General features: G+C 76.0%; 17 protein-coding genes. 9 read left to right on the forward strand and 8 right to left on the reverse strand.

What is annotated here, in order from left to right; all coding sequences use genetic code 11:
- The first annotated feature begins 182 nt into the window (after positions 1–182).
- Together ACI78S_RS17350 and ACI78S_RS17355 are read left to right on the forward strand one after the other, a co-directional pair.
- Positions 183–1274: an MFS transporter gene (locus ACI78S_RS17350; protein WP_456975560.1), complete on the forward strand. Its 1092-nt coding sequence runs from the start codon at positions 183–185 to the stop codon at positions 1272–1274.
- Positions 1275–1351: 77 nt separating this feature from the next.
- Entirely contained in the window at positions 1352–1771 is a 420-nt protein-coding gene (locus tag ACI78S_RS17355; protein WP_456975562.1) for an ester cyclase, read from the forward strand.
- A gap of 10 nt (positions 1772–1781) precedes the next feature.
- Here ACI78S_RS17355 and larC read toward each other — a convergent pair whose 3' ends face one another.
- The 3 genes from larC to ACI78S_RS17370 all read right to left on the reverse strand — a co-directional run bounded on the left by larC (position 1782) and on the right by ACI78S_RS17370 (position 7477).
- Complete coding sequence (larC, locus tag ACI78S_RS17360) at positions 1782–2960, reverse strand: nickel pincer cofactor biosynthesis protein LarC (RefSeq protein WP_456975564.1); 1179 nt, start codon at positions 2958–2960, stop codon at positions 1782–1784.
- Positions 2961–3074: 114 nt separating this feature from the next.
- Entirely contained in the window at positions 3075–5720 is a 2646-nt protein-coding gene (locus ACI78S_RS17365; RefSeq protein WP_456975566.1) for a diguanylate cyclase domain-containing protein, read from the reverse strand.
- Positions 5721–5815: 95 nt separating this feature from the next.
- Complete coding sequence (locus ACI78S_RS17370) at positions 5816–7477, reverse strand: diguanylate cyclase (protein ID WP_456975568.1); 1662 nt, start codon at positions 7475–7477, stop codon at positions 5816–5818.
- Between the two features lie 110 nt (positions 7478–7587).
- Here ACI78S_RS17370 and pheA point away from each other — a divergent pair, with 110 nt between their 5' ends.
- Positions 7588–8538, forward strand: coding sequence for a prephenate dehydratase (gene pheA / locus ACI78S_RS17375; RefSeq protein ID WP_456975570.1), 951 nt, complete (start codon positions 7588–7590; stop codon positions 8536–8538).
- Between the two features lie 78 nt (positions 8539–8616).
- On the opposite strand, the gene ACI78S_RS17380 is transcribed toward pheA, so the two are convergent.
- A complete protein-coding gene (locus ACI78S_RS17380; RefSeq protein ID WP_456975572.1) occupies positions 8617–10713 on the reverse strand; it encodes an MMPL family transporter in 2097 nt (698 codons plus the stop codon).
- Positions 10714–10804: 91 nt separating this feature from the next.
- Between ACI78S_RS17380 and ACI78S_RS17385 the strand changes: the two genes are divergently transcribed.
- A complete protein-coding gene (locus ACI78S_RS17385; protein WP_456975574.1) occupies positions 10805–11269 on the forward strand; it encodes a MarR family winged helix-turn-helix transcriptional regulator in 465 nt (154 codons plus the stop codon).
- Here the strand turns inward: ACI78S_RS17385 and ACI78S_RS17390 are convergent.
- The 3 genes from ACI78S_RS17390 to ACI78S_RS17400 are packed head-to-tail and all read right to left on the reverse strand — an operon-like array spanning position 11260 to position 13381.
- The gene (locus tag ACI78S_RS17390; protein ID WP_456975576.1) at positions 11260–11586 is read right to left on the reverse strand and encodes a GroES family chaperonin; all 327 of its coding nucleotides are present in this window, start codon (positions 11584–11586) and stop codon (positions 11260–11262) included. The two genes, ACI78S_RS17385 and ACI78S_RS17390, sit on opposite strands and share 10 nt — an antisense overlap.
- Positions 11587–11606: 20 nt before the next feature.
- Positions 11607–11954 carry a metallopeptidase family protein gene (locus ACI78S_RS17395; protein ID WP_456975578.1) on the reverse strand — a complete coding sequence of 116 codons (348 nt, stop codon included), beginning with the start codon at positions 11952–11954 and terminating at the stop codon, positions 11607–11609.
- On the reverse strand, positions 11951–13381 hold the full coding sequence (locus tag ACI78S_RS17400; protein ID WP_456975580.1) for a GuaB1 family IMP dehydrogenase-related protein: 1431 nt from the start codon (positions 13379–13381) through the stop codon (positions 11951–11953). Before ACI78S_RS17400 ends, ACI78S_RS17395 begins: the two co-directional genes overlap by 4 nt.
- Positions 13382–13518: 137 nt before the next feature.
- On the opposite strand from ACI78S_RS17400, the gene serS reads away from it, so the two are divergent.
- The 5 genes from serS (at position 13519) to ACI78S_RS17425 (ending at position 20158) form a co-directional block, all read left to right on the forward strand.
- Positions 13519–14811, forward strand: a complete 1293-nt coding sequence (gene serS / locus ACI78S_RS17405) for a serine--tRNA ligase (protein ID WP_456975582.1) — start codon at positions 13519–13521, stop codon at positions 14809–14811.
- Complete coding sequence (locus ACI78S_RS17410) at positions 14808–15713, forward strand: HAD family hydrolase (protein WP_456975584.1); 906 nt, start codon at positions 14808–14810, stop codon at positions 15711–15713. The genes serS and ACI78S_RS17410 overlap by 4 nt, the downstream gene beginning before the upstream one ends.
- The gene (locus tag ACI78S_RS17415; protein WP_456975586.1) at positions 15706–16509 is read left to right on the forward strand and encodes a Cof-type HAD-IIB family hydrolase; all 804 of its coding nucleotides are present in this window, start codon (positions 15706–15708) and stop codon (positions 16507–16509) included. Before ACI78S_RS17410 ends, ACI78S_RS17415 begins: the two co-directional genes overlap by 8 nt.
- A 259-nt stretch (positions 16510–16768) precedes the next feature.
- A complete protein-coding gene (locus tag ACI78S_RS17420; protein WP_456975588.1) occupies positions 16769–18358 on the forward strand; it encodes a methyl-accepting chemotaxis protein in 1590 nt (529 codons plus the stop codon).
- 153 nt (positions 18359–18511) lie between these two features.
- Positions 18512–20158, forward strand: coding sequence for a methyl-accepting chemotaxis protein (locus ACI78S_RS17425; RefSeq protein WP_456975590.1), 1647 nt, complete (start codon positions 18512–18514; stop codon positions 20156–20158).
- A gap of 104 nt (positions 20159–20262) precedes the next feature.
- Here the strand turns inward: ACI78S_RS17425 and ACI78S_RS17430 are convergent, their stop codons facing one another.
- Positions 20263–20826 carry a bacterial proteasome activator family protein gene (locus ACI78S_RS17430; protein ID WP_456975592.1) on the reverse strand — a complete coding sequence of 188 codons (564 nt, stop codon included), beginning with the start codon at positions 20824–20826 and terminating at the stop codon, positions 20263–20265.
- Positions 20827–20927: the final 101 nt, after the last annotated feature.

Consider the following 20927-nt stretch of genomic DNA (forward strand, 5'->3'; position numbering starts at 1 on the left):
CCGCCGCCGTCCAGTGGGGCCAACCGTTGGCCCGGCCGGGCCAGAAATCCGGGTGCGCGCGTCGCGGCCGCCGGTCTACGGTCCCCGGCATGCCGTTCCGTTGACCCCGCCTGCCCGCGACCCCGACGCCGGCGCGCTCGCTGACCCGCCTTGCGCTGGCCTGGTCGATCGCCGACTCGCTGGTGCCGCTCTACCCCCTCTACGCCCTGCTCTTCGCCGACGCCGGGTTGTCGGAGGCGGAGGTCTCGGCGCTGTTCGCGGTGTGGTCGGTGACCGCCTTCGTGGCCGAGGTGCCCACCGGGGCCCTCGCCGACCGCTGGTCGCGCCGCGGCGCGCTGGTGCTGGCCTCGCTGCTGGAGGCGGCCGGTTTCGCGCTCTGGACGGCGGTGCCCGAGACCTGGTCGTTCGCCGCCGGGTTCGTGCTCTGGGGCATCGGCGGGGCGCTGGCCTCGGGCGCGGCCGAGGCGCTGGTCTACGAGGGCCTCGACGCGGCCGGCGCCCGGGACCGCTACGCCCGGGTGAACGGCTGGATGGGCGCGGCCATGCTGGGCGCGCAGGTGCCGACGGCGTTCGTCGCGACCGGGCTGTTCGCCCTCGGCGGCTACGCACTCGTGGGCTGGGCCAGCGTGGGGACCTGCCTGGTCACCGCGGCGCTGGCCACCCGGTTCCCGGAGCCGCCGCGCCCCCCGGACGGCGACGGCGTGGCGGAGGTGGTGGGCTTCGCCCGCACCCTCTGGGCCGGCGTCACCGACGTGGTGCGCAGCCGGGCGCTGCGCGCGGTCGTGGTGGCCGCGGCCCTGCTCGGCGGCCTGGACGCGATCGAGGAGTACTGGCCGCTCATGGCCGGCACCTGGGGCGTCCCCGCCACCGCCGTCCCGGTGGCCACGCTGGCGATCCCGCTGGCCGGCGCGGTCGGCGCCGCGCTCGGCGGCCGCGCGGGGGAGCTGGCGACCCGGTGGCTGCTGGCCCTGCTGGTGCTCTCCGGGCTGCTGCTGGGAGCCGCGGCGCTGTGGGCCCGCCCGGCCGCGCTGGCCGCCGTCGCCCTCTTCTACGGGCTGTACTGCGCGGTGCTGGTCGTCGCCGAGGCCCGGCTGCAGGACCGGATCACCGGGCCGCGGCGGGCGACGGTCACCTCGGTCGCCGGGCTCGGGACGGAGCTGGCCTCGCTGCCGGTGTTCGCGGTCTTCGCGCTGGGCGGCACGGGGGCGGTGGCGCTGCTGGTGCTCGCCGTCGTCCCCGTGGTGGCGGCCGGCCTGCGCCGCCCGCCGCGGTGACGTTCGGCCCTGGGCGGCGCCGGGGGCGCGGAGGAGGTTGGCGGCCTGGACGGTCCCGATCGGTGCAGGAGGCGGCGATGTCGGACGTCGAGACGCGTGAGGTCATGGAGGCGTACCTGAGGGCGCTGCTCGACCGGGCGGACTTCGCCGCCTTCTTCGCCCCGGACGTCCTCTGGACGACGATGGAGACCGGCGAGCAGCTGCAGGGGCGGGACGCGGTGCGCGACCTGATCGTCGCCTTCCACACCCAGCTCTTCGACGCCCGCCCGGAGCTGCACGGGCTCGTGTTCGGCGACGGCGTGGCGATGGCGGAGGCGCGCTTCGTCGGCACGCACCGCGGCGACTTCGCCGGCGTCCCGGCGACCGGCCGGCAGGTGGACGTGCCCTACTGCATGGCCTACGACGTCCGGGACGGCGCGATCACCGCGCTGCGGGCCTACCTCCCCGTCACGGCCATGGTCGCGCAGCTGACGTCCGCCCAGCCGGCACCCGCCTGACCGGCGGGGCTCACGCCCCGGTCACCGGGTGCGCGGCCGCGGCGGCCGCGGTGGCGGCGCGCAGCACCTCCTTGACCGGGAGCCCGTGCGCCCGCGCCACTGCGACGACGTCCTCGTACTCGACGCTCACGTTCACCACGCGGCCGTCGAGGCGGGCCACCTTCACGCCCACCGCCGCGCCGAGCACCTCCACGGAGGTCGCCGTGCGCTCCAGCGCCACCTTGGCCACGGGGACCACGCGCAGCCCGATCGTCGACGTCGTCGCGAACACCGCCGCCTGCACCGCGGCCACCGCCCCCGGCGGGCACAGCGCCGAGACGGTGTGCGCAGGGCGGCCCTTCTTCATGACGATCGGGGTCAGCCAGGCGTCCGAGGCCCCGGCGGCGAGCAGGGCGTCGAGCACGCCCGGCCACAGCCGCGGGTCGAGGTCGTCGACGTTGGCCTCGAGCACGACGGGCGCCGCCGGTGCGGTCGCGGGCTCGCCCAGGACCAGGCGGACGACGTTCGGCAGCTCCACCGGGTCGCGACCGCCGGCGCCGTAGCCGGTCCGCCGCACCCGCATGGGCGGCAGCGCCGTCCACTCGCCGACCAGCTCGGCGAGCAGCGCCGCGCCGGTGGGCGTGCACGCCTCGGCCGGCACGGGGCCGGCCAGCACCGGGACGCCGGCGAGCAGCTCGAGCACCGCCGGCGCCGGGACCGGGACGACCCCGTGCGCGCCGCGCGTGGAGCCGCTGCCCAGCGCCACGGGTGAGGCGGCCAGCCGGTCGAGCGCCAGGTGGGCGAACCCCGCGACGACGCCGACGACGTCGGCCAGCGCGTCCAGGGCGCCCACCTCGTGGAAGTGCACGTCCTCGGGGGAGGTGCGGTGCACCCGGCCCTCGGCGTGCGCCAGCCGCTCGAACACCGCCAGCGCCCGGTCGCGGACGGCGTCGGGCAGTTCGGCGGCGGTGAGGATCGCGCGCACGTCGGCCCACGTGCGGTGCACCGGCGACGGCGGCGCGGACACGTGCACGCGGGTGGCGCCCACGCCGTGCCGGGTGACCTGCTCGGTGGCGAGGGCGATCGGCTCGACGGCCAGCGCGGCCACCGCCCGGGCCGGCACCTCGAGCGGCACCCCGGCGTCGACGAGCGCGCCGAGCAGCATGTCCCCGCTCGCGCCCGCCGCCAGGTCCAGCCAGCCGATCGTCACCCGGCGATCATGCCTGGCCGGTCCGCCGGGAGAGGGGGGCGCTGGTGGGGTCCAGCTCGTGGCGGTGGGGCGGTGCAGGACCCCGGGAGGGCCAGTTCGACCCCGGGAGCGGGGTCAGCGCGGAACGCGGCGGGCCAGGCGGGCGGCGAAGACGCCGGCGGCCCAGCCGTTGTCGACGGCGCTGACCACCACCCCGGGCGCACCGGAGCCCAGCACGGTCAGCACCGCGCCGAGGGCGCCGAACCCGCCGGGCTGCCCTGTGGAGGTGGGGACGGCGACCACGGGCACGTCGGTCAGCGCGGCCACGGTCCCGGCGAGCGCGGCGTCCTGGCCGCCGACGACGACCACGCAGTCGGCGTCGGCCAGCGGCGAGGGGTCGGCGAGGAACGGGCGCAGGCGGCCGCCGCCGACGTCCGCGACGCGGACCACCTCGGCGCCGGCGACCCGCGAGACGAAGGCGGCCTCGGCCGCGACCGGCGCGTCCGCGCCGGCCCCGCTGAGCACCACCACGCGGCCGACCGGCTCGGGCAGCGGGCCGACGGCGGCGGCCATCGCGGCGGGGTCCATCGTCGTGCCCGCCTCGTGCTCCGCGGCCAGGGCGACCAGGGTCTCCGGGGCGGCGCGCAGCACCACGGCCGGCCGGTCGGGGTGCGCCCCGAGCGCTTCGCGGACCAGCGCCAGCACCTGCTCGGTGCCGCGCCCGGTGCCCCACACGACCTCGGGCTCGGCGGCCGGCGGCACCGCGACCCGCGCGGCGGGCGCGGGCGCGAGGGGGGCCAGCGGCGGGTCGGCCGCGCCGCCCAGCCCGCGCGGGGCGGCGGGGAGGGCGTCGGTGACCAGCGGGGCGAAGCCGTCGTCGACCAGCGGGGCGAAGCCGTCGTCGACCAGCGGGGCGGGGGGCACGTCGGCGACCGTAGCCGCCGGCCCGGTGGGCTCCGGATCCGGCCGCTCCGACCCGCCGTCCGGCGACCCGGCGCCGGCCCGCGTCTGGGTGACGCCGGAGAGCCGCACCACGCGGTCGCGGCCGCTGCGCTTGGCGTCGTAGAGGACGCCGTCGGCGGCGGCGAAGAGCGTGCGGCGGTCGTCGCCGCGGGCGGCGGAGGCGATGCCGACGCTGATGGTGACCGGCCGCGGGAGCCCGATCTCCGACCAGTCGTGGGCGGCGATCGCCCGGCGGATCCGCTCCAGCGCCCGCTCGCCCTGCTCCGCGGTGGTGTCGGGCAGCAGGATGACGAACTCGTCGCCGGCCCAGCGGCACACCTCGTCGGTGTCGCGGACCCCGGCGACCAGCAGCTCGGCGACCACGCGCAGCACGGCGTCCCCGCCCGGGTGGCCGACGGCGTCGTTGATCTCCTTGAAGTGGTCGACGTCGACCACCGCGAGCGCCGGGGCGGACCCGGCCGACAGCAACCCGTCCAGCCGCGCCTCGGCGTAGCGCCGGTTGGGCAGGTGGGTCAGCGGGTCCTCGTACGCCTGCCGGCGCAGCTGCCCGGCGGCGCGCTCGGTCTCCAGCAGGCTCTTGCGCCGGCCGAACAGCTCCACCCAGCGGGTGCGCCGCTCGTCGACGCGGTCGAGCTCGTCGGAGATGTAGGCCTGCAGGTACGGCAGCGCGCGGCCGGCGTCGTCGAGCTCGGAGTGCAGCGTGCACAGCTCGCGCAGCACGGCCCGGCGCACGCGGGGCAGCCCGTGCTCGGTGGCCAGGCCCAGCGCCTGGGTGAGGTGCTCGTCGGCGCCGCGGCCGTCGCCCTGCCGGCGCAGCGCCCGGCCCAGCGCCAGCTGCGCGGAAGAGAGCAGCGCGCGGTCAGCCCGCGCCGAGGTGATCCGGACGGCGGCGCGCAGCGGGCCGGTCGCGGCGGCCTGCTCGCCCAGCCCGACCAGCGCCCACCCGTGCACCACCTGCGCGGCGACGACGCCGGGCTCCTCCGGCGGCAGCAGCTCCAGGGCGCGCTCGGCCATCCGGCGGGCCTCGGCGAAGTGCGGGGCGGCCGACTCGGGGGCGCCGTCGTCGAGCAGGCCCTCGCCCAGCTCGGCGCACAGCTCGCCCAGCCGGGTGGCGTGCGCGGCGACGAGGACGTCGGGGTCGCCGTCGTCGGTGGTGAGCGCCTCGGGGTCGGCGGCCGCGGCGATGGCGGTCTCGTAGGCGCGGCGCTGGTAGTCCAGCGCCAGCGGCATGAGCTCGAGGTCGGCGAGGACGCCGGCCAGCGTGGACAGCGTGTCGACCAGCAGGCCGCTCGGCGGGAGGGCGGGGTCGAGGAGGCTGGCCGCCTCGACCGCCTCGTCCATGGCCGCGTCGATCCGGCGGGACAGCAGCTCGATGCGGGCGTGCCGGGCGAGGCCGGCGGCGCGCTGCAGGTCGTCGTCGATCGCGTCGAAGGCGGCCTTGGCCGAGCGGACCAGCGCGATCGCCAGCGCCGCGCGCGACGCCGACTCGGCGCGCGGGTCGCCGGCGGCGTCGTCGGCGGGGCCCTCGATCAGCTCGGCGACGCCGGCGTGCAGGTCGAGCGGGGCCGGCGCGGCCTCCGACGGCGGGCCGAGGGGGTCGCCGACCAGCGTGAACCCGGCGACCCGCAGCCGGCGCACGAGCAGCTCGGCGCGCAGGGTGTCGGCCCAGGCGCGGCCGAGGTCGGGCCGGGCGTCGGTCTCGGGTGCCTCGTACGGCGACGGCGCGAGTTCGACGTCGGCCAGCAGTTCCTCGGCGGCGTCGAGCTGCCAGTTGGCGAGGGCAGCGGTCACCCGGTGGTGCAGGGCTCCCGGTGGCACGAGCGCACTGTGCACGCCGCCCCGGCCGGAGTCGAGCACCCGACCGGAGCCACGCCGTCCCTCGTCCGTCGCGTCCCACGCGCCCCAACCGGCGGTCATGCGGGGACGTCCGGCAGCATGCCGCCCGGCGCCCGCACGCGGTTGCGCCCGCCGCGCTTGGCGGAGAACAGCTCGAGGTCGGCGGTGTCGAACAGCGCGCGCCAGCCCACCGGGTCCGTCGCCGCGCCGTCGGCCGCCGGCGCCGTCGCCACCCCGATGCTCACCGTCACCGGCGACGACAGGGGCAGGTCGGACCAGTCGGCCTGCTCGACGGCCGTCCGCAGCCGGTCCATGACGGCGAGCGCCTGCTCCTCGGTCGCGGTGGGCAGGACGACGAGGAACTCGTCACCGGCCCACCGGTAGACCTCGTCACCGGTGCGGCTGTGCTCGCGCAGCAGGTCGGCGACCCGCTTGAGGACGGCGTCGCCCGAGGAGTGCGAGCCCTCGTCGTTGACCTCCTTGAACCGGTCGACGTCGACGACGGCCAGCGACAGCGGGGCCGCGGCGCGCTCGAGGTCGCCCAGCCGCCGCTCGGCGCTGCGCCGGTTGCCCAGGCCGGTGAGCGGGTCCTCCAGCGCGTGCCGGCGCAGCAGCGCGGCCTGCCGCTCGGCCTCCCGCAGCCGGCTGCGCTGGACGAACATCTCCGCCCAGAGCTCGCGGCCGCGGGCCTGGGCGCGGCCGGTGTCGGCGCGGTAGGCCTCCAGCCAGTGCAGCGCCTCCGCGGGGCGGCCCAGGGCGGCGGTGGCCTGGCCGAGCTCCAGGAGGCAGTGCCGGTAGCGCCGCCGGTCGCCGGCGGCCGCGAACGCGCCGGAGGCGTCGACCAGCAGGTCGATGGCCTGCTCGCCGAGGGCCGGGGCCGCGTCGCGGGCGGCGAGCAGCGCCAGCAGCCGGGCCAGCGCGAGGTCGGCGTAGCCGCGCAGCCACACCCCGCCCTCCTGCTGCACCCGCCGGTGGGCGCTGCGCATCGGGCCGAGCGCGGCGTCGAGGTCGTCGCGGCAGGTCAGCGCCCACGACTGGACGACGTCGAGCAGGTCCTGCTCGCCGCGCGAGGGATCCCAGTCCAGCTCGCGGGCGGCCGCGGCGCAGTCGATCGCGGTGTAGGCCAGCTCCCGGGCGCGGTCGATCTCGCCCCGCCGGCGCAGGGTCTGCGCCAGCTCGGTCTGCTGCTGGGCGACCAGCAGCAGCAGCCGCCACTGGTCGCCGAGGTCGTCGAGCTGGAGCGCCACCCCGTGCCCGCGCAGGGCGTGGGCGACGGCGAGCTCCTCCAGGTCGAGGCCGGTGAGGGTGCGGGACAGCCAGAAGTGGGCCTGGTGCAGGGCGCGGGTGGGGGTGCGCGCGGCCGGGGCCTCGACGAGCAGGCTGGCGTCGACGGCCAGCAGCATCGCCGCGTCGAAGCGGTCGGCGGTGACCTCGACGTGCGCCAGGTAGGCCATGGCCAGCGCGGTGTCGGCCGTCGGCGGGCACTTCTCCAGCGCCTCGCGGGCGGCGGCGACCGCGTCGCTCACCGCCCGGGGGTCGGACTCGACCAGCCCGCGCCGGGCGGCCAGGGCGTGCCGCCAGGCCAGCCAGCGCGGCTCGGTGGCCGTGGTGAGCGCGGCCTCGGCGTCGTCCAGGCCGGCGAGGAAGGCGGAGGTGTCGTCGCGGTCACCGGCGGCCAGCAGACGCCACAGCGCAGCCTCGAGGTCACTCTGGGTGACTCGGGCGGAGCCGGGGGTCACGCGTTCCTCCACTCGACGGTCTCCGCCGGCCCGACCGGCCGGCGCTGCCGGTAGTGAGGCTTCCCCCGGGTGGGGAACCCGGCCCCACCCGCCCGCACTACCCTCGCCGGGTGCCCGGATCTCCCGCCCGCCAGCACCCGACGCGGTACGCCTATCTCGGCCCCGAGGGTACCTTCGCCGAAGCGGCCCTGAGCAGGGCAGTTACGTCGGGCGAGGGACGGCGGTACCCCCAGCCGAGCGTCGCGGCCGCCCTGGCCGCCGTCCGCTCGGGGGAGGCCGACGCGGCGCTGGTGCCGCTGGAGAACTCGGTGGAGGGCTCGGTCCCGGCGACGATGGACGGCCTGGCCTACGGCGAGCCGCTGGTGATCACCCGCGAGGTGTTCCTGCCGGTCACGATGACGCTGGTCGCCCGCGAGGGCACGCCGCTGCCGGCCGTCCGGTCGCTGGGCAGCCACCCGCACGCCCTCGCGCAGTCGGCCCGCTGGCTGGCGGAGAACCTGCCCGGGGTGACGCCGCTGCCGATGACCTCCACCGCGGCCGCCGCCCGCGCCGTCGCCGAGGGTGAGGTCGACGCCGCGGTCTGCGCGCCGATCGCCGCCGAGCGGTACGGCCTGGCCACCCTGGAGCCCGACATCGCCGACCACCCCGGCGCGGTCACCCGGTTCGTCCTCGTGCAACCGCCCGGCGCGCTGCCGGAGCCGACGGGCAACGACAAGACCTCGCTGGTGGCCGTGATCGGCGACCGGCCGGGCTCGCTGCTGGGCCTGCTCGGCGAGTTCGCCGTCCGCGGGATCAGCCTCACCCGGATCGAGTCGCGGCCCACCCGCGAGCGGCTCGGCGTCTACTCCTTCTCGCTGGACTGCGAGGGGCACGTCCTCGACCGGCGGGTGGGGGAGGCGCTGGCCGCGCTGCACCGGGTCTGCGACGACGTCCGCTTCCTGGGCTCCTACGCGCGCACCGACGAGCGGCGGAACAAGCCGGTGCCCGGCACGGCGGAGGACGCCGCCTTCGCCGACGCGGAGGCGTGGCTGGCGCGCGTGCGCGCCGGTGAGGCCTCCTGACTGCGGCATCCCGGCCAGTGTCCCGGTCCCGCGCGGTCGGGCCAAGGCGGCGCACCGGGGTGTGACGAACCGGTCCGCTCATACCGGCTCGAGCGTGCGCTCCGGTTCGGCCGCCCGCCGCCGGGCGAGCCGGCTCGGCCACCAGGTCCGGTCGCCGAGCAGCGCCACCGCCGCCGGCACGACCAGGGAGCGGACGACGAAGGTGTCGAGCAGGACGCCGAAACCCACGAGGAACGCCAACTGGGCGAGGAACAGCAGGGGCAGCACCGACAGCGCGCCGAAGGTGGCGGCCAGCACCAGGCCGGCGCTGGTGATCACCCCGCCGGTGACCGCCAGCGCCCGCAGGACGCCGTCCCGGGTGCCGTGCCGCGCCGACTCCTCCCGCGCCCGGGTCATCAGGAAGATGTTGTAGTCGATGCCCAGGGCGACCAGGAACACGAAGGCGATCAGCAGGATGCCGGGATCGCTGCCCGGGAAGCCGAAGACGTTCTCGAACAGCAGCGCCGCCACCCCGGCCGTCGCCAGGACGCTGAGCACGACGGTCGCCACCAGCAGCAGCGGTGCCACGATCGCGCGCAGCAGCACCGCGAGCACGATGGTGATCACGACCAGCACGGCGGGCACGATCAGCCGCAGGTCGTGCGCGGCGCTCTCGCGGGCGTCGAGGTTGGCGGCCGTGTCGCCGCCGACGAGCGCCTCGGGGTCGGCCGCGTCGAGCTCCGCGCGCAGGTCCTTGACCACCTCGATCGCCTCGACGCTGTCGGGCGCCACGGCGAGGGTGGCGTCGAGCCGGACCAGGCCGTCGGCGACGACCGGCTCCGCGCCCGGCTGCCCGCCGGTGAACGGGACGACGGCGGCGACGCCGTCGGTGGCGGCGGCCGCCTCGGCCACCTGCGGCCAGCTCGCCTCGGGCGTGACGATCACGGTGGGGCTGGAGACGCCGGCGTCGTAGTGCCGGGCGAGGGCCTCCTGCCCGTCGACGCCGTTCGACTCGCCCCTGATGGCGTCGGAGAAGGTGATGCCGTCGGCCTGGTAGGTGGGCGCGAACACCGCCGCGGCGACCAGGGCGAGCACGCTGACGGCCAGAACCCGGCGCGGCCGGCGGCCGACCAGCGCCGCCACCCGCTGCCATCCCCGGCCCTCCCGCGGCTCGACGCCGTACTTCGGCCGGAACGGCCAGAACGCGGCGCGCCCGAGCAGCACGAGCGCCGCCGGCAGGAACGACAGCGCGGCGACCACGGCGAGGCAGACGCTGACCGCCGAGATCGGGCCGAGGCCGCGGTTGGACGCGAGGTCGGAGAAGAGCAGGCAGAGCACGCCGAGCACGACGGTGGCGCCGGAGGCGACGATCGGCTCCCACGAGCGGCGCAGCGCGGTGCGCATCGCGGCGTACTTCGACCGCTCGCGGCGCAGCTCCTCGCGGAACCGGGCGACCAGCAGCAGCCCGTAGTCGGTCGCGGCGCCGACGACGAGGATCGCGGCGATGCCCTGGCTCTGGCCGTTGACGGTGATCACGCCGGCGTCGGCGAGCAAGTAGGACACGGCGTTGGCGGCGGTCAGCGCCAGCCCCGCCGTCCCGATGACGAGGAACGGCAGCAGCGGGCTGCGGTAGACCACCAGCAGGATGAGCAGGACGACGCCGAACGCGGCCAGCAGCAGGATGCCGTCGATGCCGGCGAACCCGTTGGCGAAGTCGGCGAAGATCCCGCCGGGACCGGTGACGAAGGAGTCGGTGCCCTCGACCGGGATCGCGGCGCGGAGGTCCTCGACCACGGGCACGATCTCGTCGCCGAGGTCGGGCGACAGCGGGAGGAACGCCTGCACCGCCTCGCCGTCCTCCGACGGGATGGGCGGCGAGGCCTCGCCGGCGAGCGCGTCGGCGTCCTCGGCCACCCGGGTGGCCGCCGAGAGCCGCTCCGCGATCGCGCCGAGCGCGGCCTCGTCCACGGGGCCGTCGGTGCTCTCCCACAGCAGGACCGCGGGGATCGCCTCGGTGGCCGCGAACGCCTGCTGCAGCTCGGTGACGCGGGTGGACTCGGCGCTGTCGGGCAGGAACGCGGCGTTGTCGTTCTCCTGCAGGCCGGTGAGCTTGCCGCTGAGGCTGCCCAGCGGGGCGGCGCCGCCCAGCCACACGAGGACGACGAGCAGGGGGAGCAGCCAGCGGAGCCGTTGCATGGTGAGAATATCCCTCGATGCTCGATAATCTCGGCGATCGAGATGTTAGGGCCGGTGTGACACTGCCGGCAATTCGGGGAGGGGAGACCTGGTGGATGCAGCCGCGCGGCAGGAGCTGGCGCTGATGCTGCGCCGGCTCACCGTCGAGCTCGACGCCGTCGGGCAGCGGTTCGCCGGCCTGCACGGGCTCAACCGCACCGACGTCCGGGCGCTCGTGGCGATCATGGACGCCGCCCGCGCGGGCCGGCCGATGACGGCGGGGGCGCTGGGCGCGGCGGTGGAGCTCTCGTCGGCGTCGGTGACGGCGCTGGTCGACCGGCTGGAACGGGTCGGGCACCTGCGCCGGGTGCGCGACGAGGCCGACCGCCGGCGGGTGGTGCTGGAGATGTCGCCGACCGCGATGGCGGCGGGCGCGGAGTTCTTCGGCGGGCTGCAGCGCGACCTGGTGGCCGCGATGGAGGGCTACACCGACGAGGAGCTCGCCGTCGTCCGCCGGTTCCTGGCGGAGATGACCGAGGTGATCGTCCGCCACCAGGGGGCGGACGTTCAGAGGTAGAGGCCGGTCGACTCCTCGATGCGCTCGGCGGCGACGGCGTGCACGTCGCGCTCGCGCAGGATGATCAGGTCCTCGCCGTGCACCTCGACCTCGTGCTGGTCCTCGGGGGAGAACAGCACCTGGTCGCCCACCTTGACCTGGCGGACGTTGGCGCCGACGCCGCGGGCCTCACCCCACACCAGCCGCTTGGCGACCTGCGCGGTCGCCGGGATGAGGATGCCGCCGGTCGACCGCCGCTCGCCGTCCTCCTTGCGCAGGGCGACCAGGATGCGGTCGTGCAGCATCTTGATCGGGAGCTTGCCCGCGGTGTCCGGCACAGCGCTCACGGTACCTGCGCTCAGCCCCAGCCCAGCTCGTGGAGGCGGGCGTCGTCGATGCCGAAGTGGTGCGCGATCTCGTGGACGACGGTGATCGTGACCTCCTCGACCACCTCGTCCTCGGTCTCGCAGACGTCGCAGATGGCCTCGCGGTAGATCATGATCCGGTCGGGCAGCGCCCCGCCGTACTGCCAGCCGCGCTCGGGGAGCGCGTAGCCCTCGTAGAGCCCGAGCAGCTCGGGCTCCTCCTCGTTGCGGTCCTCGACCAGGACGACGACGTTGTCCAGCAGCGCCATGAGCTCGGCCGGCACCTCGTCGAGGGCGTCGGCGACCAGCTCCTCGAACTGCTCGCGCGGAAGGGGCTTCACCAGCTGGTCGGCAGCGGCCGGCCCTCCTCGTAGCCGGCCGCGCTCTGCACCCCCAGCACCGCGCGCTCGTGCAGCTGGTCGACCGTGCGGGCGCCGGCGTAGGTGCACGCCGAGCGCACCCCGGCGACGATGCCGTCGATCAGGTCCTCGACACCGGGCCGCTCCGGGTCGAGGTACATGCGCGAGGAGCTGATGCCCTCCTCGAACAGGCCGGCGCGGGCGCGCTCGAAGGCGCCCTGCGACGACGTCCGCGCCTTGACCGCGCGCGCCGACGCCATGCCGAACGACTCCTTGTAGAGCCGGCCCGAGCCGTCGTGGTTCATGTCGCCGGCGCTCTCGTAGGTGCCGGCGAACCAGGAGCCGACCATGACGTTGGCCGCGCCCGCCGCCAGCGCCAGCGCCACGTCGCGCGGGTGCCGCACGCCGCCGTCGGCCCAGACGTGCTTGCCCAGCGCACGGGCCGCCGCGGCGCACTCCTCCACGGCTGAGAACTGCGGCCGGCCGACGCCGGTCATCATCCGGGTGGTGCACATCGCGCCGGGGCCCACACCCACCTTGACGACGTCGGCGCCCGCCTCGATCAGGTCCGTCGTCCCTCCGGCGGTGACCACGTTGCCCGCGACGACCGGGACGTCGCCGGCCACCGACCGCACCGTGCGGACCGCCTCGACCGCCTTCTCCTGGTGGCCGTGCGCGGTGTCGACGACGAGGACGTCGACGCCGTGGGACAGCAGCGCCTCGGCCTTGCCGCGCACGTCGCCGTTGATGCCGACGGCGGCGGAGGTGAGCAGCTGGCCGCGGTCGTTGACCGCCGGCAGGTACAGCGCCGAGCGCAGCGCGCCCTTGCGGGTGATCACGCCGACCAGCCGGTCGCCCTCGACGACGGGGGCGGCGTTGACCCGCGCGTCGGAGAGGACGTCGAAGATCTTGGGCAGGTCGGTGCCGGCGGGGACCGTCAGCGGGTCCGGCGACATGACCTGCGAGAGCTGGGTGAACCGGTCCACGCCCTGGCAGGCGCCGTCGGTGACCACGCCGACGGGCACGCCGTCCTCCACCACGGCGACGATGCCGTGCGCGCGCTTGGTGAGCAGCGACAGCGCGTCGGCGACGGTCGAGGTGGGGCCGAGCGTGATCGCGGTGTCGTAGACCGGGTGGCGCGCCTTGATCCAGGTGAGCACCTCGCCGACGACGTCGACCGGGATGTCCTGCGGGATCACGGCGAGGCCGCCGCGGCGGGCGACGGTCTCGGCCATCCGCCGGCCGGAGATCGCCGTCATGTTGGCGACCACGACCGGGATCGTCGTCCCCACCCGGTCGGGCGTGGTCAGGTCCACCTCGAGCCGGGAGCCCACCGTCGAGTGGTTCGGCACCATGAAGACGTCGGCGTACGTGAGGTCGTGCTGCGGCCGGTCGCCGAGGAAGCGCATGCCCCCAGTGTCCCGCAGTCCGGCGGCCGGCGAGGCATAGGAGGCTGTGCATACGGTTTCCGCACGGTATCCGTATGCACAGCCTCCTATGCCTGGCGGAGCCCGGGGCGTTCCCCGGCGCGACCTACGATCGACCCGTGATCGACCTGCGGCTCGTGCGCGAGCACCCCGACGTCGTCCGTGCCAGCCAGCGAGCCCGGGGCGCCGACGAGTCCCTGGTCGACCAGCTGCTCGCCGCCGACGAGGCCCGCCGCCAGGCCGTCGGGCGCGCCGACCAGCTGCGCGGGGAGCAGAAGGCCGCGTCGCAGGCGGTGAAGAAGGCCTCCCCCGAGGAGCGCCCCGCCGTCCTGGAGCGGGCCAAGGCCCTCGCCGCCGAGGTCAAGGAGGCCGAGGAGGCGCAGCGCGCCGCCGACGTCGCCCTGCGCGAGGCGCACCTGAAGATCCCGAACGTCGTCCACCCCGACGTCCCGCCGGGCGGTGAGGACGACGCGGTGACGCTGCGCACCGTCGGCGAGGTCCCCACCTACGACTTCCCGGTCCGCGACCACGTCGAGATCGGCGAGGCGCTCGGCGCGATCGACCTCGAGCGCGGCGCCAAGGTCTCCGGCGCCCGCTTCTACTTCCTCACCGGCCCCGGCGCGCTGCTCGAGTTCGCCCTCGCCCAGCTGGCGATCACCCGGGCGGTGGCCGCCGGGTTCACCCCGGTCGTCGCGCCGGCGCTGGTGCGGCCCGAGGCGATGGAGGGCACCGGCTTCCTCGGCGCGCACGCCGAGGAGGTCTACCGGGTCGAGCGCGACGACCTCTACCTCGTGGGGACGTCGGAGGTGCCGTTGGCCGGCATGCACATGGACGAGGTGCTCGACCTCTCCGCCGGGCCGCGGCGCTACGCCGGCTGGTCGTCCTGCTTCCGCCGCGAGGCCGGCTCCTACGGCAAGGACACCCGCGGCATCATCCGCGTGCACCAGTTCGACAAGGTCGAGATGTTCGGCTTCGTGCGGCCGGAGGAGTCCGCGGCCGAGCACCAGCGGCTGCTCGCCTGGGAGGAGGAGTTCCTCCAGGCGCTCGAGCTGCCCTACCGGGTGGTCGACATCGCCGCCGGCGACCTGGGCAGCAGCGCCGCCCGCAAGTTCGACATCGAGGCCTGGTTCCCGAGCCAGGGCACCTACCGCGAGCTGACCAGCACGTCGGACTGCACGACGTTCCAGGCCCGCCGGCTCAACATCCGCCACCGGGGGGACGACGGCAAGCCGCAGGTCCTGGCCACCCTCAACGGCACCCTGTGCGCGATCGCCCGCACCATCGCCTGCCTGCTCGAGGTGCACCAGCGCGCCGACGGCTCGGTGCACGTGCCCAAGGCGTTGCGGCCCTGGCTGGGCGGCGCCGAGGCGCTCACGCCGGGCATGGACCTGACGGCGGCCGTCCCCGCATGAGCGCTCCCGGCGTGCTGCCCTCCTCCGGGCACGCCGCCCCCGGTTCCGACGTCGTCGTCGCGCCGCCCGACCTCGGCGGGTGGCGGCCCCGCCTGGTGGCCACCGACCTCGACGGCACCCTGCTCGACTCCGCCGGCACGGTCCGCCCCCGCACCCGCGCGGCGCTGGAGGCCTGCTGGGACGCCGGCATCCCGGTCGTCGGCGCCACCGGCCGGGGGCCGCGGCTGCTCGACAGCGTCCGCGAGGCCCTCGACCGGCGGGGCATCGCGGTGCTGGCCCAGGGCGGCTACGTCGTCGACCTGGAGCGCGACGAGGTGCTGCGCACCGTCGGCCTGCCCCGGGCGCAGGCGATGGCGGTGATCGAGCGGATCGAGGCGGTCGCCGGCGACCTGGTGATCGCCGTCGAGGACGCCGCCGAGCAGGCCGAGGCCCGCCGGCCGCTGCGGGTGCAGCACGGCTTCGACTGGCCCTACCCCGAGCCGGCGCACCTGCTGCCCCGGCACCGCGTGCTGCCCGACGGCGCCGTCCTCAAGGTGTTCCTGCGCTCGGCGGCGCTCGGCCAGGACGAGCTGCTCGCCCGGGCGCGGGCGGTCGTCGACCCGCAGGCCGCCGAGGTGACCCACGCCGGGCTGGGCTTCATCGAGGTGCTGCCGCCGGGCATCACCAAGGCGAGCGGGCTGGCCGTGGCCCTCGACCGCTACGGCGTCGGCTTCGGCGACGTCCTGGTCTTCGGTGACATGCCCAACGACCTGCCGATGATCGGCGCGGTCACCGAGGCGGGCGGCCGGGCGGTCGCCGTGGCCAACGCCCACCCCGCCGTCCGGGCCGCGGCGCCGGAGCTGACCAGCGGCAACGACGCCGAGGGTGTCGCGCGCTACCTCGAGGCGGTGCTGGGTGTCTGACTGGAGACCCAGGCTGATCGCCAGCGACATGGACGGCACCCTGCTGCACCGGGACGACACGGTCGGCGACGCCACCGTGGCCGAGCTCGCCCGCTGGCGCGCCGAGGGCGTGCCGGTGGTGCTCGCCACCGGCCGGCCGCCGCGCTGGATGCGCCGCATCCGGCGGGTCCTGGAGTTCGGCACGGCGGTCTGCTGCAACGGCGCGGTGCTGCTGGACCTGGAGACGTTCACGGTCGTCGACGAGGACCCGCTCGCGCCGGACGTGATGCGGGACGTCGTCGCCGAGCTGCGCCGCCGGCAGCCGGGCACCCGGTTCGGCGTCGAGTACGGCCTGGAGTTCCGGCACGAGCCCGACTACCACCCGCGGTGGGACGTCGACGCCCCGGGCGTGGCCACCGCCCCGCTCGAGGAGCTGGTGCGCGAGCCCGTCGCCAAGCTGCTGGCCCGCCACGAGGACCTGGCGCGCGACCCCTTCCTCGCCGCCGTCGAGGAGATCGTCGGGGACCGGGCCACCGTGACCAACTCGTCGGAGGAGGCGCTGGCGGAGATCAGCGCCCTCGGCGTCACCAAGGCGTCGGGGCTGGCGAAGGTCGCCGCCCGGTACGGCGTCGGCCCGGAGGACGTCGTCGTGTTCGGGGACATGCCCAACGACATCGCCGCCTTCGACTGGGTGCGCGAGGCCGGCGGCCGGGCGGTCGCGATGGCGCACGCCCACCCCGACCTGCTCGCCGCCGCCACCGACGTCACGGGCAGCAACGAGGACGACGGCGTCGCGGCCTTCCTCGCCGCCCTCTGACCCCGCCTCCGCCGACCCCGCCGCCCGGCAGCGGGCACCGGCGCCGCGGCAGCTGGTCGGCGCGCCCTGGACCCGCCCTCGTCGCCGGTCGCCGTCCCGCGGCGGGGCCGGCGGCCGGTCCCGGCGTGGGACGGCGCGCGACGGACGGGACGGGTGGGACGGCCGGTACCGGATCGCGTCCTCGCATGGGTTGAGTCGCTCCAGCGGAGGCCGATCACGAGAGCAGTCCCCTCCTCGTGCCCGGTCCACTGGAGAACCCGTGAAGAACCTGTCGATCAGCCGGCGCCTCGCCCTCGGCTTCCTCGTCGTCGTCCTCAGCATGGTCGGCCTCACCGCCATCGGTGTGACGCGGGTGGAGTCGATCAACGGTCACCTCGAGACGATCAACGACCTCAACGCGGTCAAGCAGCGGTACGCGATCAACTTCCGGGGCAGCGTGCACGACCGGGCGATCGCCGTCCGCGACGTGGTCATGGCCACCACCCCCGGCGAGCTGCGGACCGAGATCGCCCTGATCGAGGAGCTCACCCGCAAGTACAGCGACTCGGCCGGCCCCATGGACGAGCTGTTCGCGGTGGAGTCGAACGCGAACGCCGACGAGCGCGCGGCGCTGGAGGCGATCAAGCAGGTCGAGCAGCAGACCCTGCCGCTGATCGACCGGATCGTCCAGGCCAGGTCGGCGGGGGACCTCGCCGTCGCCGGGCAGGCGCTGGCCGAGGCCAAGCCGCTGTTCGTGGAGTGGCTGCGCGTCATCAACGTGCTCATCGACATGGAGGAGGCGGCGAACCAGCAGCTGTCGGCCGAGGCCCGCGGCGTCGGCTCCGGCTTCCTGCTGACGATGGTGCTGTTCTGCGCCGCGGCGGCGGTCCTGGCCGCCGTCATCGCGTGGCGGCTGACCCGGTCGATCACCCGGCCGCTGGCCCGGGCCGAGGAGGCCTTCGCCGCCGTCGCCCAGGGCGACCTGACCCAGCGTCTCGAGGTCACGTCGAAGGACGAGGTCGGGCGCATGGCCGACTCGATGAACACCGCGCTGTCCTCGATGGGCACGGTCATGTCCACCTTCCGCGGCGCCGTCGACGCGCTCAACGCCGCCAGCCGGCGGGTGGGGCAGCTGTCGCAGCAGATCTCGGTGGGCGCGGAGGAGTCCTCGGCGCAGGCGGGCGTCGTCGCCGCGGCCGCCGGGGAGGTCTCCCGCAGCGTGCAGACCGTCGCCGCCGGGTCGCAGCAGATGGGGGCCTCCATCCGCGAGATCGCGCACAACGCGCAGGAGGCGGCGAGCGTGGCCGGCAAGGCCGTGGTCGCCGTCGGGGCGACCACCGAGACGGTGTCGCGCCTCGGCGAGTCCAGCCGGACCATCGGCGACGTCGTGAAGGTCATCTCCTCGATCGCCGAGCAGACCAACCTGCTGGCCCTCAACGCCACGATCGAGGCCGCGCGCGCCGGCGACGCCGGCAAGGGGTTCGCGGTCGTGGCCAACGAGGTCAAGGAGCTGTCCCAGGAGACCGCCCGCGCCACCGAGGACATCGCCCGCCGGGTCGAGGCCATCCAGGTCGACACCACCAGCGCGGTCGGCGCCATCGCCGAGGTCGCCGAGGTGATCGCGCAGATCAACGACTACCAGACCACCATCGCCTCGGCGGTCGAGGAGCAGACGGCGACCACCAACGAGATGAACCGCAGCGTCGGGGAGGCCGCCACCGGCACCACCCAGATCGCCGAGAACATCGACGCCGTGGCCGCCGTCGCCCGGGCCACCACCGAGCACGTCTCGGCGTCGCAGCAGGCGGCCGACGAGCTCGCCGAGGTCTCCACCCGTCTCGACGGCCTGGTCGCCGGCTTCCGGTTCTGACGCCGTCGACGAGGGGTCGGTCGCCCGTGCGGTCACGGGTGCCCGGCCCCTCGTCACGCGCGCACCACGTTCCCCGCCCCGGGACGACCCCGGGCCCGTGCTGCCGATAGGTGCTGTGACCACTCCCACCGCACCAGCCCTCGGAGGCCGCACATGGACGTCGCGTACGAGCCCGCACCTCGCACCGAGGGGGGTGACCAGGCCGGCCCGGCCGCGGCCGCCGGGGGCGGCCTCGGTCTGCGGGCCCGCCTGCTCGGCGCGATCCTCGTCGTCGCGCTGACGACGCTCGCCGTCGGCGTCGTCGGCATCGACCGGATGTCGACGCTGAGCGACGAGGCGGCGCGGGTGTACGACGAGGGCGCCCGGCCGCTGGACGGGCTGCGGCAGCTGGAGTCCGGCTGGTGGGCGCTCTCCGCGCACACCGCCCGCGCCAACATCGCCGGCCTGCCGCCGGCGCAGGTCCAGCAGGCGCAGCAGAACGCGGCCGCCGCCGGCGAGGAGCTGGCGGGCGACACCGAGGCGGTGGCGGGGATGCCGCTGTCGGCCGAGGCCCGGGAGTCGTTCGAGCAGTTCGCCACCGCGGTGCAGACCTACCTGCAGGCGCTGACGCAGCTGCAGGGCCTCGGGCTGACCGGCGACCCCGCGCAGATCCAGGGGCTGCTGCGGACGATGGACCAGCAGGAGACGGTCATCGAGGAGTCCCTCGCGGCCGCGACCGCCACCGCCGCGGCCGACGCCGTCGAGCTCGCCGAGCAGGCCCACGAGGCCTACGTCTCCGCGCGGACCCTCACCCTGGTCATCATCGCCGTCGGCCTGATCGTCTCCGTCGTCCTCGCGCTGTTCGTCGCGCAGGGCGTGATGCGGCCGGTGCAGCGGATCCGCGAGGTCCTCGGCCGGGTGGCCGACGGCGACCTGTCGGTGCGGGCCGGGGAGACCGGCGGCGCCGAGCTGGGCGAGGTCGCCCGCTCGCTGGACCACACGCTCGACGCGCTGGGCGACGTCATGCGGCTGGTGCGCGGCTCGGCCGCCCGGCTCGCCGACGCCTCGCACCAGCTCGACACCGCCTCCCAGGCGATCGCCGACAACGCGCGGACGGCGGCCGGCCAGGCCGACGTCGTCGTGGCCTCCGCCGGCGAGGTGGCCTCCAGCGTCGACACCGTGGCGACCGGCTCGTCGCAGATGGAGTCGGCGATCCGCGAGATCGCGCACAACGCCACCGAGGCGGCCCGCGTCGCGGGCCAGGCCGTGACCGTCGCCGAGACCACCACGCGCACCGTGGGCAAGCTGGGCGACTCCTCGCAGGAGATCGCCACGGTGGTCAAGCTGATCAACGGCATCGCCGAGCAGACCAACCTGCTGGCGCTCAACGCCACCATCGAGGCCGCGCGCGCCGGCGAGGCGGGCAAGGGCTTCGCCGTCGTCGCCTCGGAGGTCAAGGAGCTGGCGCAGGAGACCGCCCGGGCGACCGAGGACATCTCCACGCGCGTGGCGGCCATCCAGGCCGACACGGCCGGCGCGGTCGAGGCGATCGGCCGGATCAGCACGGTGATCGCCGAGATCAACGACTTCCAGGCGACCATCGCCGCGGCGGTGGAGGAGCAGACGGCGACGACGAACGAGATGAACCGCAACGTCGCCGAGGCGGCCACCGGTTCGCAGCACATCGCCGACGCCATCAGCGGCCTGGCCGCCGGCACCGCGGAGACCAACCAGCGGGTGGCGGACGCCCAGCGGGCCGCCGCCGAGCTGGCGCGGATGAGCGGCGAGCTGCAGACGGCGGTCGCCCGCTTCACCGTGTGACCGGCCGGGATCAGCCCACCTGATCCGGAGGGGTCCTCCCCGCGCTGCAGCGTGGGGGAGGACCCGTGACGACCAGGGAGGCTGATCGTGGCCGCGGGCGGGCGCTACAGGTACTGGCCCCCGCCGGGGCGGAAGTCGGGCTGGGGGGCCTGCGGCGCGGCACCGGGCAGGGCGCGCCGGCGCATCTCCTCCAGCTGGGCGCGGGCGGCCATCTGCTGCGCGAACAGCGCCGTCTGGATGCCGTGGAACACGCCCTCCAGCCAGCCGACCAGCTGCGCCTGCGCGATCCGCAGCTCGGCGTCGGACGGCGTGGCGTCCTCGCTGAACGGCAGGGTGATCCGCTCCAGCTCCTCGCGCAGGTCGGGGGAGAGACCCTCCTCGAGCTCGCGGATGGACGCGGCGTGGATGTCGCGGAGCCGGCTGCGGCTGGCCTCGTCCAGCGGAGCGGCGCGCACCTCCTCGAGCAGCTGCTTGATCATCGTGCCGATCCGCATGACCTTGGCCGGCTCCTCGACCATGGCGGCCACGCCCTGCGGGGCGTCGTCCCCGGCCGTGCCGCCGGCCGCGTCCGGCGCCGCCGGCATCGGCATCGCGCCGACCGGGCGCCCGTCGGGCCCCACCACGACGATCTGCTGCGGGTGCTCGCTGCCGTTCCCCGGTGCGGTCATGCCCCCATCCTGCCCCGTGCCGGCAACCGGCACGCGGGTGGTCCGCGGGTCGGGCCGGCACCGGAACGGGCGGTCGCCGCAACCCCGGCGCGCACTAGGGT

The sequence above is a fragment of the Geodermatophilus sp. SYSU D00815 genome (assembly GCF_054050035.1).

Bases quoted from the DNA above. Each gene is read 5' to 3' on its own strand.
- ACI78S_RS17355 (WP_456975562.1), top strand. From the start codon at position 1,352: ATGTCGGACGTCGAGACGCGTGAGGTCATGGAGGCGTACCTGAGGGCG.
- ACI78S_RS17380 (WP_456975572.1), bottom strand. From the start codon at position 10,713: ATGCAACGGCTCCGCTGGCTGCTCCCCCTGCTCGTCGTCCTCGTGTGG.
- ACI78S_RS17400 (WP_456975580.1), bottom strand. From the start codon at position 13,381: ATGCGCTTCCTCGGCGACCGGCCGCAGCACGACCTCACGTACGCCGAC.
- ACI78S_RS17410 (WP_456975584.1), top strand. From the start codon at position 14,808: ATGAGCGCTCCCGGCGTGCTGCCCTCCTCCGGGCACGCCGCCCCCGGT.
- ACI78S_RS17425 (WP_456975590.1), top strand. From the start codon at position 18,512: ATGGACGTCGCGTACGAGCCCGCACCTCGCACCGAGGGGGGTGACCAG.
- ACI78S_RS17430 (WP_456975592.1), bottom strand. From the start codon at position 20,826: ATGACCGCACCGGGGAACGGCAGCGAGCACCCGCAGCAGATCGTCGTG.